Genomic DNA, 11,893 nt, shown 5'->3' with positions numbered 1-11,893 from the left:
GAGAAGCAGTGATGATTGGTTATAAGAACACCGCCCGGGCTGCACTGGTTGGCATCGCTGCGCTCCTCATCGCCGTGCCGCCGTCAGCGGCGCAGGAAAAGAAGCAGACCACTGCGCAGGCATCAAAGCGACCCGCGTCCGAGACAAAAGTCCACCACCTTATTCTACAGGTAAATTCCAACGAGCCCGCAACAATGAACCTGGCGCTCAACAATGCGACGAACGTCGCGCAATACTACAAGGATATTGGAGAGCCGGTAGAAATAGAGATCGTCACTTTCGGTCCGGGCTTGCATATGCTTCGGGATGATACCTCTCCGGTTAAGGCGCGGATCAAGGCGATCGCAGCGAGCACTCCAGCGATTTCCTTCAAAGCCTGCGGCAATACTCAAGAGAATATGAGCAAGGCCGAGAACAAGGAAGTTCCTATCATCCCCGAGGCGTCGGTCGTAAAATCCGGCGTGGTGCGCGTTATGGAGTTGCAAGAGAGAGGCTGGACCTATGTCAGGCCGTGACGCCTATTGTTTAAATGGTGGTCGCAAAATTTGGATTGTTTTGCTTTGCTATTAAGCGGGAGGTATTGGTAGGTTATGTTGATGTATTCCAGTAATTTCCGATTTCTCTGGCATAAATACGGCCTTCTCTTCCGCGAGACTGTGGAGAATATCGCCGTTCGGGAACTCGTCCCGCATGGAGTGGCCCTGATCGATGATGCTCCACAGGATCGTTCGCGTCGCGGTCCGCCGCGCGGGCGCCGTACGCAAGAACTGGACGATAAGCGTCCCCAGCGAGTATCCGCCGAGATTGTTCGCAACATATCCGGCGCTGGATGGCACCCTGGTTGGAGGTGAACGAAAGTTGGCATCCGTACTCATCTTCGGCGAAATCGAGAAGTGGCCGGACTGTGAAGATGGCAGCTCTACCCCTGAACGAAAATGGAGAGCGCCGGTTCTATGATGCTGCTGCGCGCGTCAGGTCTCGCACACGGCTCCGACTTGGTGTTGGTACGCAAAGCGCAACTGGTTGCGCGTTTGATCAGCACGAAGTCTCGGCTCTCGTCGTCAGGGCGTTATCAAATCAGCCGCGTGATCCTTTCCCGCTCTGGGCGCCGCCCGATAGCAATGGGCTAGCGCAAGCATCGCAACGCTTCACGCCACGGAGGTGTGGCCCCTCAGCTCTCGCAAGCCAATCAAAATTATTCCGAGAACATTGCGTCACTGCGGCATTCTGACGCGTTTCTAGAAGTAGTCGCTCACTCCCGCGAGTCGTCTGCGGCGGCCAGATGGCTTCCATAAGATCGGGGCTTGGCATGGACGAACCCATTCTCAAACGGCCTTCCGTTCTGTTGGGATCGGCGTCCTCGGGGGGGACGATCGCAGCCTTGCGCCACTTCGCCGCCTACGGCGTTGGCGTGAATGTCGTCGCCGATCACCCCTTTTGCCCGGCCGGATGGTCGCGCTGTGTCGGGCGCCGCTATGCGGGGCCGGTCGAAAGCGACAGCATGCGCTATCTCGATTGGCTGCTCGCGATCGGAAAGGCTGATCCCGGCCAGGTGTTGCTGCCGACCTCCGACGAGTTGGTCTGGCTTTACACCTCCAACGCCTCGCTCCTCGCGCGCTATTTCCGCCTGTATCAGCCGTCGATCGAAACGATCAAACGCATCCTCGACAAGGCTTTGCTCGAGCAGGCCGCAACCATCGCCGGGGTTGGGGTCCTGCCGAGCTGGGATCCTCAGAACCTGGACGAGCTCGCCGAACTGGCGCCGCGCCTGCCTTATCCGGTCCTGATCAAGCCGCGGACCCATGTCCATCGCCTGCGAAACGACAAGGGCGTGGTCGTGCATTCGCCGGACGAGCTCGCGGCGGAATATCCACGCTTCCTTGCCCGCGAGCGGTATCGCTTCGACGATACACCGCGCCCGCCCGACGCGGTGCGCCCGGTGATCCAGAAATTCGTCGAGATCGGGCGCGAAGGCGTGGTGTCCATCTCGGGCTTCATCGGACGCAGCGCGGATGTGTTCGTGACCCGGCGCTCGACCAAGATTCTCCAGCGCTCGCGGCCGGTGGGAGTCGGCGTGTGCTACGAGTCGTGCCCAGCCGATCCCGCATTGTCGCGGGCGGTCCATAGACTCTGCCGTGAGCTCGATTACTTCGGCCTGTTCGAGATCGAGTTCATCCAGCACGACGGCGCCTGGGCGGTCATCGATTTCAACCCGCGCCTGTTCAACCAGATCGGCCTCGACCTGCGACGCGGGCTGCCTATGCCGATGCTGGCCTATCTGGACGCGCTTGGCGAGACCGACGCCGTGCGGGCGCTCGCTGCCGAGGCGCAGCATGAGAGCCCGGCCGAGAAGGTCGTGTTCTGTGACAATTTCACCCTCCATGCGATCTTGCTGGCGCAGACGCTCTGCATGCGGGCAAGCCTCAAGGATCTTGCGTATTGGCGAGGCTGGGCGAGGCAGAATCGCGCGCAGATGGTCCACTTCGCTTCAGATCGCAACGATCCGATGCCGGGCATCATCCATATCCTGTCCGAAATCTATCTCGGATTTCGGGCAGCGCCGCGGTTCGTGCGGACCATGCTCCCGTCCTCTCCCCTGGTCGCGCGCGGGTTGTGAGGATGAGCAAGCAACTCGTGGCGATCATCGGCGGCGGACCTTACGGGCTCTCGCTCGCGAGCCATCTCGCGGCCCGTAATGTCGCGCACCGGATTTTCGGCCAGCCCATGGCCTTCTGGAGCCAGATCGCCCGCGCCGGGCCGCGGCGCTATCTCAAATCCTACTGCTTCGGGACGAACATCTCGTCGCCGCGCCCGGGCTCAACCTTCGCCGACTACAATGAGCCGCGCGGCCTGGAGACCTTCGAGCCGTGTTCCATCGAGAATTTCGCTGCATACGGTCGCTGGTTTCAGGAGAAGCACGTCGACTGGATCGAGCCCGTGGACGTCGCCAATGTTTTCCGGCGGAAGCAGGGCTTCATCCTGACGCTCAGCAATGGCGACGAGGTCGAGGCATCGGACGTCATCGTCGCCACGGGACTCGCGAATTTCGCCAGGATGCCGCATGCCTTGCGGGCGCTGCCCGGAACGGTCGCCACGCATAGCGCCAAAGTCGACAGCTTCGCCGCCTTCCAGGGCCTCGAGGTCGCGGTCATCGGCTCCGGCCAGTCCGCCCTGGAGGCGGCCGCACTGCTTCACGAAGCCGGCGCGTCGCCACGATTACTGATCCGCAAGCCGTCGACCCTGTGGATGAACCGAGGGAGCCGCACGCCGACGCCCTGGCAGCGAATCCGCTGGCCGATCTCCGCGCTGGGTGGCAGTCCGAAGGCATGGGCGCTGATGCAACTGCCCGGCGCGTTCCACCGGCTCCCGGCCTGCGCGCGCCCGCTCGTCCTGAAAAATTTCCTTCCACCCGAGGGCGCGTGGTGGCTCCGCGAGCGGGTCGAGGCACTCGTGCCGGTCGAACACGACACCATGATCGTCGAGGGGCGGGAGGTTGGCAATCGTGTGTCGCTCCGCTTGCGACGCGGCGCGGACCAGAAGGATCACGAATTGCTCGTCGACCGGGTGATCGCCGGCACGGGCTACGAGGTGAACGTGGAGCGCATCCCGTTTCTGGCGTCCGAGTTGCGCAGCGCCATTGCCCGGCACGGTTCCGCGCCACGGCTCGATGCGTCCTTCCAGTCCTCCGTCCCGGGCCTGCGCTTCGTCGGTCCGGCATCGTCGATGAGCTTCGGCCCGGTGTTCCGCTTCGTTGCCGGGGCCGAGTACACCGCGCGCACGATCGCGACGGCATTGTCCCGAACCGCCGTGGCCCGCGCATGAACGCCGCGCGCCTGCCTCTCATCGTCCTGCCGGGCGCGAGCGGCCACGCGCCGGACTGTGCGCCGTTCTGCGCCGAAGCGTCGGACCGGGAGCGCATCGTCGCGCTGCGCTATCCAACCTGGCAGACCTATGTCGATGCCGGTCTCACCGCAGAAGCCCTGGTCGAAGATCTAGCGGCGGAGATCATGGATCGTGTCCCGCAGATGCCGGTCGTGCTGCTCGGCGTTTCGATCGGCGGCCATTTCGCCTATGCAGTCGCGCTCCGTCTCGAGAGCCTCGGCCGCACCGTTGCGGGCTTGTGCATCATCGATTCCGGAGCCATCACGGCGGCGCGATCGGTGCACTGGAAAGCGCGCCTCGTCTCCCATGCGGCCGATCTGCTCCGGCGCGGCCGTCCTGGCGCGCTTGCGCTTCACGCCCGGCAGCTCGCCTGGCGCGGCCTGTTTCGCCTTGCCGGAGATGGACTGCCCGTGCTTGCGCGAGATTATTCTGCGCCGCTTCATCGGATCGGCAAGATCGATCCGGCTTTCGAAGAAGAGCTGAACATGCGGCTCCTGATCCGCATCGCCGCCACATGGATGCCAAACCTGGACGATCGCGTCACTCATCTGCGCGCGCCCGCAGTTCTGCTGCGCACGCGTGTCACGGTGTCGAACGATGATCTTTGGCGCAGACGCTGTCTCGACCTCCGCATCATCGATATTCCCGGCAACCACGAAACGCTGTTCGAGGCCGAGAATGCCACCGCGTTGCGTGCTGCCTTTCTCGCGGCGGCGGAGGAGTGGAGCGACGCAGACCAGGCCCTTCACTGACACATGAGGGCCAAGGTGCCTGCAACTGCTCTACCTCAACAAGCCTAGCGCGGCCGCATTGCGTGGGCAGTTGGCCACCATTCTTCGTGAAGTGCCGGTGGCCGAACGATGGAGTTGGCGCCGGCGGCAGAGCGCCTTGTCCCACGGAGACGGGTTTTTCCGGGTTCGATTCGATGTGGTGCAGGGCGCGATGCCTATGGCTGTGAGTGCCGGGCGGAACCGGGGTTCGTCATTGCCTCGGTTGGCGAAGAGTGTTTTGGCCGGCGACAGGGCAGCGATCACGAAGCTCGCGCCCTTGTGATCATCCACCTTGCCCGCCGAGAGCGGCATGGCGATGGGGCGGCCTTCATCGTCGCAGACGGTCTGGAACTTGGAGTTCAGCCAGCCTCTATTCGCCCGAAACGCAGCAAAACAGCCCTTTCCGAGCAGGTTCGTGATGGTGCGATGCGCCTTCGGATGCGCCGCTTCAATCATGCTCCGCTCAGGCCTCGGGCTCCGGTCGGCAAGCCCCCCCGACGACGTGGTCGAGGTGCCCGGACGGCGCTGTTGAAAGAGAGATTGCGTAACGTAACATTCCATGCAACTTCGACTGCGCTGGCGGTGCGCGCGCCGGGTTTTTTTGGCGTTTTGGCGTTCATTTTTCTCTTTGCGCATCGCTGGATCATTGGATTTATTAGAGAATTTTTACAGAAACGGCATTGCGAAACGAAAGCATCTGATGAGCTCGGCCGACGAATCCGCCACAATCCCCGCCAAGAGACGCGCGTACGCAAAGGCCAGTTCTCCGACCAATTCCCGTAGAACGATTGTCCCCCACGGCCGGCGATCGATCGCGATGATTGGCGTGGGGTTGACCCCGACAGGCCTCGAGTAAGTCGCGATGCTTCGAATTGCCAGATCTGGCCTGGGAATTGCCGTGCTGGCCCTGCTGCCGTCCGCAGCGTTTGCGCAGACTGCGTCCCAAATCACGCCAGAGAGTTTTCGCCCCGCTCTTACCCACCGGGGTGGGTTCGCGCTCTCCGGCGCACCGGGATTGGAGACGCCCGCGGGAGCGGAAAAACTGTTCGTCCGATTGTCCGGCGTCAGCATCAAGGGCGGCTTTCCGCAGCTAGCGGCGGCGACCGCCGATCTTGAAGCCAGGCTGTCCGGGCACAAGATTTCCGGCGCCGACATGTTCGCGGCGGCACGCGATCTGGAGGCCGCCTATGCCAGGCTCGGCTACGTGCTGGTGCGGGTTATTCTGCCGCCGCAGCGGCTAGTCGATGGCGCGCGATTGTCGCTGGTCGTTGTCGACGGCTTTATCGAGCGGATCGAGGCCAAGGGTGTGCCGGAGCGCGTGCGCCAGCGTATCGAAACCTTGCTCGGACCGCTGACGCAACAACGCGGACTGACACTGCAGGAGATCGAGCGCCGCGTGCTGCTGGCGGGCGATACTCCCGGCGTCATCTTGCGATCCACGCTGGCGCCGGGCAAGGTCGACGGTGCCGCGGTGCTGGTGATTGACGGCAATTATCAGGCTGTCGGCGCAACGCTCACCTTCGACAACACGCTGTCGCAAGCGCTCGGACGCACGACCTCGGGCTTGGGACTGGACTTCAATAGCGTCGCCGGCTTCGGTGAGCTCGTTTATCTGCGCGCCGGCGGTTATCCGATCGGTGGCGACAACGGTTTCTTCGATCGCTACCCGCGCAATCGCGCGCTGGCGGCCGGGTTTGTGCTGCCGCTGTGGCTCGACGGGCTGACCTTCAACGCCGAATACACGGATGCGCGGACCGCGCCGCGGCGGGGCGCTGGAGTACAGAGCACCGACGTCTTCGACCGGCTGTCGCTACGTCTGCGCTACGCCTGGCTGCGCGGACGGGCCGCCAATTTCAACAGCGAACTGTGGTTCGACGCGCAGAACGAGACGCAAAGCCTGTGGGTTGCTGGCATCCGGGTGCCGCTGTGGGAAGATCGGTTGCGGATCGTGCGTTTCGCCAGCGACGGCGACATGCTGACCCCGTGGGGTGCGACGATTTCCGGCCGTGCCATAGCCTCGTTCGGTATCGACGCGCTCGGCGCACGCCGCGCGGCGGACGCCTCGGCAATCCTTCCCCTCTCGCGACAGGGCGCCGACGCCACGTTCCAGAAGCTCGATATCACGCTGGGCTACATCCAGCCCCTGGCCGAGCATCTCGTGGCCAATGTCGTGGCGCGGGCGCAGACTTCGTTCGGCGCGCCGCTGGCGCAGAGCGAGCAGATCGGCATTGCCAGCCCCACCGGGCTGTCGGCGCTGGATGCGGGTTCGATCGCCGGCGATCAGGGTTACGTGGTCCGGGGCGAATTGTCTTCGCCATGGAGCGTGCCGCTGCCGACATCCGCGATCGGCGTGGTCGCTACGCCTTATGTGTTCGCCGCCTATGGCAAGGTCACGCTTCAGGATCCGACCGCGCTGGAAGCGGCCTCGATCCGCGCCACATCCTACGGCGCCGGCTTGCGCCTTGGCGGCGCGGCTCCGGGCACCTTGTCGAACGGATCGCTGACGCTGGAATACGGCCGCGCCCATCGCAGCGACCGCGTCCCAACGGGCGATCGCTTCACGGTCGTTTCGGCGTTCAGGTTCTAGCGCTCAACACTGGTTCCAGCTTGGTTATGACATTGAGCGATCTGCGGACCGACTTTCACAAAGGCCATTCGCGATGAGCCGTATCGACGAACGCCCCTCGACGCAGACCCGCAGCCGCGGCTACCGCCGGTATCGCCAAGGCTCGATTGCGGCGTTGCTGCTCGCGACCACCGCGCTGACACGCCCGGCTCTGATCAGCCCGGCATTCGCGCAAAGTCTGCCGACCGGGAGCAGTGTCGCTGCCGGCAGCGCGACGATCGCGCAACCCTCCGCGACACGGCTTACCGTCACCCAATCGAGCCAGAGTGCAGTGGTCAACTGGCAGAGCTTTTCGATCGGGCAGGGCAGTGCGGTCAATATCGTGCAGCCGAATGCGTCGTCCGCCATGCTCAATCGCATTACCGGCAACACGCCTTCGACGATCGCAGGCTCGCTCACGGCCAATGGGCAGGTCTATCTGGTCAACCCCAACGGCATCGCCATCACCAAAAATGGCGTTGTCAGCGCGGCCGGCTTCGTCGCTTCAACGCTCGGTATTTCCGACAGCGACTTCATGACTGGCAAACGCACCTTCACCGGCAACGGCGCGTCGGCGGGGGTCAGCAACGCTGGAAGCATCACGGTGGCCAAGGGCGGCTACGCGGCGCTGATCGGCGGCACGGTGTCGAATTCCGGCAGCATCAGCGTGCCACTCGGCAAGGCCGGCCTCGGCTCCGGCGAGCAGGCGACGCTCGACTTCTCGGGCGACGGGTTCCTGCAGGTCGCGATGCCGACGAACGCCGGGGCCAAAGGCGCTCTGATCAAGAACGCCGGCAGTATCGTGGCCGACGGCGGCAGCGTCATCATCAGCGCCGCGACGGCGCGCGAGGCGGCCCGCAACGCGGTCAATATCTCCGGGCTGGTGCAGGCCCGCTCGATCGGCGGCCATAACGGATCGATCGTTATCGGCGGCGGCGACGGCGGCCGCGTCAAGCTCTCGGGGCGGGTCGATGCGAGCTCGCGTCGTCACGGCGGCGGCACCGTCACCGTGACCGGGCAGCAGATCAAGCTGAAAGGAGCCACCGTCGACGCCTCCGGCAAGACGGGCGGCGGCACGATCAAGATCGGCGGCGACGCGCAGGGCAGCGGCACGCTGCAGCAGGCCCGATCGGTCACGATGGATGCCGCGACCACGATCCGCGCCGATGCGACCGGCGCCGGAAACGGCGGCGAGGTGGTGCTTTGGTCCACGGGAGCGACCAGCGTTCGCGGCCTCATCACCGCAAGAGGTGGGCCGAATGGCGGCAATGGCGGATTGGTCGAAACATCCGGCCATGCCCTGGATTTCACCGGGGTGAGCATCGACACGTCGGCGCCGGCAGGCAAGACCGGATCGTGGCTGCTTGACCCCATCGACCTCACTGTCGACGCCGCCGCCGCCGCGACGATCAACGGCAATCTGGCAACGGCGAACGTCACGTTGCAGACGACGGCGACCACGACGTCGGGACCGGGCACGACATCCGCCGGGCTGGGCGATATCAACGTCTACGCCCCGATCAGCTGGAGCACCGCCAATACGCTGACCCTGTCGGCCTATAACAGCATCAACATCGTCTCGTCGATTTCCGCGACAGGTAACGGCAAGCTGGTGCTGACGGCCAATAACCAGATCGGCGGCTCGAACAGCGCCGGCGCAGTGAACTTCCTCGGTGGCGGCAATGCCGAGCTGCTCGGCAGCTCCGCGACGCTGACGATCAACGGCTCGGCCTATACGCTGATCCACTCGGTCACGGACCTTGTGAACGTCAACAATAATTTGTCGGGCCGATATGCTCTGGCCGGATCGCTCGACCTCGGCGGCCATACCTATACCGATGGCGTGATCTCCCCCTCGACGGCTGGTGGCTTTCTCGGCACCTTCGATGGCTTGGGCAACGCGATCAGCAACCTGACGATCAACGCGCCCAGCTCGGGCGTCGTCGGTTTGTTCGGGCAGATCGGCGATGCTTCCAATAATTCGGCCGGCACAGTCCGGAACCTCGTTCTGAGCGGTGGTTCGGTGATCGCTGGCGGGGTTGGCACCAGCGTCGGTGCGCTGGCGGGAACGAGCTCGGGCACGATCTTCAACGCTTCTGCGTCGACCTCGGTCACCGGCACTGCCACCGGTGGGATGGTCGGGGGCTTGGTCGGTTATAACTGGGGAACGATGAGCAATGTCCGCGCTAGCGGAAGCGTCACGGACACGGTGACCGGCAGCTGGGTCGGTGGCCTGGTGGGCTACAACGATGGATACAGTGCTGGCTTCGGCGTCGGCACGATCACGAACGCCTATGCCACAGGAGCAGTCACGGGCGGCGGCGGGACCGGCGGCGCGGGTACGACTGGTGGCCCCGGCAGTTCGACCGGTGGCCTGATCGGGCTCAATGCTGGCGTGGTTTCGAGCGCCTATGCCGCAGGGGCAGTCAGTGGCGGTGCCAGCAGTTATCGCGGCGGCTTGATCGGCGAGAACGACACCACGAATGGTGTCGGGACGGCCACCAACGGATATTGGGACATGACGACCTCCGGCATCAGCTCGGTGGGCGCCGGCGCCGGAACGGGCCTGACTACCGCGACCCTGAAAAACGGCTCGCTTCCGACGGGCTTCAGCAGTTCGATCTGGAGCGCCGTTTCTGGATTCTACCCGTTCCTGGGGCCGAAGGTCATTACTGTGAACCTGTCGGCGCAAACCGCCACCTACGGCACGGCTTCGTCGCTCAACCAGACATCGTCGGCCTATACCGAGACGTTCGCCGGCACGACGCTGACGGGAGGCAGCTTCGTCACCTTGAGCGGCCTGTCGATAACGGTCGCGGGCACCGGTAGCGCGTCGGGCACGACGACATCGACCGATGCAGGCAGTTACCTCCTTTCGGCCAGCGGAGGGACCGCCTCCGGCTATATTGTCAACTACGGCAAAACCCCCACCTTTTTGACGGTCAATCCACTGGCGGTGACGCTGTCGGGGTCGCAGACCTATAATGGCGGCACCAGCGTCGCGGCCGGTGGCCTGACCCTCACCAACGGCGTAGCCGGTGCAACCGCCGCCTCGATCGGGCTCACCGGGACGGGGTCGGTCGCCTCGGCGAATGTCAGCGCGGGAGCCCAGGCGCTGAACCTGTCGGGCCTGTCGCTGAGCAACAGCAACTACACGCTGACCGGCGGCAGCGGGACGGTGACGGTCAACCCGCTGGCGGTGACACTGACGGGATCGCAGACCTATAACGGCCTGACGGCGATCACGGCGGCACTGACGGCGAGCAACAAGATTGCCGGCGACACGCTGACGGTCAGCGGCACACCGACCGGCACGCTGGCCTCGGCCAATGCCGGGCCGGAGGCGATGTCGTCGTTGGCCGGCCTGTCGCTGAGCAACGGCAACTACACGCTGACCGGCGGCACCGGCACGATCACGGTCAACCCGCTGGCGGTGACGCTGTCGGGGTCGCAGACTTATAATGGTGGCACCAGCGTCGCGGCCGGTGGCCTGGCCCTCACCAACGGCGTAGCCGGTGCAACCGCCGCCTCGATCGGGCTGACCGGGACGGGGTCGGTCGCCTCGGCGAATGTCAGCGCGGGAGCGCAGGCGCTGAACACAGCGGGGCTGTCGGTCAGCGACGGCAACTACACCCTGGTCGGAGGCAGTGGCACGGTGACGATCAACCCGCTGGCGGTGAGTCTCACAGGATCGCAGACCTATAACGGCCTGACGGCGATCACGGCGGCACTGACGGCGAGCAACAAGGTGGCCGGCGATACACTGACGATCAGCGGCACACCGACCGGCACGCTGGCTTCGGCCAATGCCGGTGCGGAGGCGATGTCCTCACTGGCCGGCCTGTCGCTGAGCAACAGCAACTACACGCTGACCGGCGGCAGCGGCACGGTGACGGTCAACCCGCTGGCGGTGACRCTGACGGGATCGCAGACCTATAACGGCCTTACGGCGATCACGGCGGCACTGACGGCGAGCAACAAGATTGCCGGCGACACGCTGACGGTCAGCGGCACGCCGACGGGCACGCTGGCCTCGGCCAATGCCGGGCCGGAGGCGATGTCGTCGCTGGCGGGTCTGTCGCTGAGCAACGGCAACTACACGCTGGTCGGCGGAACCGGCACGGTGACGGTCAACCCGCTGGCGGTGACGCTGACGGGATCGCAGACCTATAACGGCCTGACGGCGATCACGGCGGCGCTGACGGCGAGCAACAAGATTGCCGGCGATACGCTGACGATCAGCGGCACACCGACGGGCACGCTGGCCTCGGCCAATGCCGGTGCGGAGGCGATGTCCTCACTGGCCGGCCTGTCGCTGAGCAACAGCAACTACACGCTGACCGGCGGCAGCGGCACGGTGACGGTTAATCCGCTGGCGGTGACGCTGACGGGATCGCAGACCTATAGCGGTGGCACCAGCGTTGCGGCGGGTGGCCTGACCCTCACCAACGGCGTTTCCGGCGCAACGGCGGCCTCGATCGGGCTGACCGGGACGGGGKCGGTCGCCTCGGCGAATGTCAGCGCGGGAGCGCAGGCGCTGAACACAGCGGGGCTGTCGGTCAGCGACGGCAACTACACCGTGGTCGGCGGCAGTGGCACGGTGACGATCAACCCGCTGGCGGTGACGCTGACGGGA

Annotated in this window: 7 protein-coding genes; 6 read left to right on the top strand and 1 reads right to left on the bottom strand. The window is 64.8% G+C overall.

Features of this window, described 5'->3' with window-relative positions; all coding sequences use genetic code 11:
* Window positions 1-11: 11 nt before the first annotated feature.
* The 4 genes from AB4Z10_RS08945 to AB4Z10_RS08930 all read left to right on the top strand — a co-directional run bounded on the left by AB4Z10_RS08945 (window position 12) and on the right by AB4Z10_RS08930 (window position 4,634).
* Window positions 12-515: a DsrE family protein gene (locus AB4Z10_RS08945; protein WP_441470048.1), complete on the top strand. Its 504-nt coding sequence runs from the start codon at window positions 12-14 to the stop codon at window positions 513-515.
* 794 nt (window positions 516-1,309) lie between these two features.
* Entirely contained in the window at window positions 1,310-2,617 is a 1,308-nt protein-coding gene (locus AB4Z10_RS08940) for an ATP-grasp domain-containing protein (protein ID WP_441470047.1), read from the top strand.
* A 17-nt stretch (window positions 2,618-2,634) separates the two neighbouring features.
* Window positions 2,635-3,822 carry an NAD(P)-binding domain-containing protein gene (locus AB4Z10_RS08935; protein WP_441470046.1) on the top strand — a complete coding sequence of 396 codons (1,188 nt, stop codon included), beginning with the start codon at window positions 2,635-2,637 and terminating at the stop codon, window positions 3,820-3,822.
* On the top strand, window positions 3,819-4,634 hold the full coding sequence (locus AB4Z10_RS08930; RefSeq protein ID WP_441470045.1) for a thioesterase domain-containing protein: 816 nt from the start codon (window positions 3,819-3,821) through the stop codon (window positions 4,632-4,634). The genes AB4Z10_RS08935 and AB4Z10_RS08930 overlap by 4 nt, the downstream gene beginning before the upstream one ends.
* A gap of 30 nt (window positions 4,635-4,664) precedes the next feature.
* On the opposite strand, the gene AB4Z10_RS08925 is transcribed toward AB4Z10_RS08930, so the two are convergent.
* Window positions 4,665-5,108, bottom strand: coding sequence for a hypothetical protein (locus AB4Z10_RS08925; protein WP_441470044.1), 444 nt, complete (start codon window positions 5,106-5,108; stop codon window positions 4,665-4,667).
* Between the two features lie 442 nt (window positions 5,109-5,550).
* Here AB4Z10_RS08925 and AB4Z10_RS08920 point away from each other — a divergent pair, with 442 nt between their 5' ends.
* Entirely contained in the window at window positions 5,551-7,239 is a 1,689-nt protein-coding gene (locus AB4Z10_RS08920) for a ShlB/FhaC/HecB family hemolysin secretion/activation protein (RefSeq protein WP_441470043.1), read from the top strand.
* 73 nt (window positions 7,240-7,312) lie between these two features.
* On the top strand, window positions 7,313-11,893 hold a 4,581-nt coding region (locus AB4Z10_RS08915), incomplete at its 3' end, for a beta strand repeat-containing protein (RefSeq protein ID WP_441470042.1).

Origin of the sequence: Allobosea sp. RAF48 (genome assembly GCF_052114025.1) — a bacterium.
Lineage (GTDB): Bacteria > Pseudomonadota > Alphaproteobacteria > Rhizobiales > Beijerinckiaceae > Allobosea.
This window is presented reverse-complemented; position numbering and strand designations above follow the sequence as displayed.

Bases quoted from the DNA above. Each gene is read 5' to 3' on its own strand.
- AB4Z10_RS08945 (WP_441470048.1), top strand. From the start codon at position 12: ATGATTGGTTATAAGAACACCGCCCGGGCTGCACTGGTTGGCATCGCT.
- AB4Z10_RS08940 (WP_441470047.1), top strand. From the start codon at position 1,310: ATGGACGAACCCATTCTCAAACGGCCTTCCGTTCTGTTGGGATCGGCG.
- AB4Z10_RS08930 (WP_441470045.1), top strand. From the start codon at position 3,819: ATGAACGCCGCGCGCCTGCCTCTCATCGTCCTGCCGGGCGCGAGCGGC.
- AB4Z10_RS08925 (WP_441470044.1), bottom strand. From the start codon at position 5,108: ATGATTGAAGCGGCGCATCCGAAGGCGCATCGCACCATCACGAACCTG.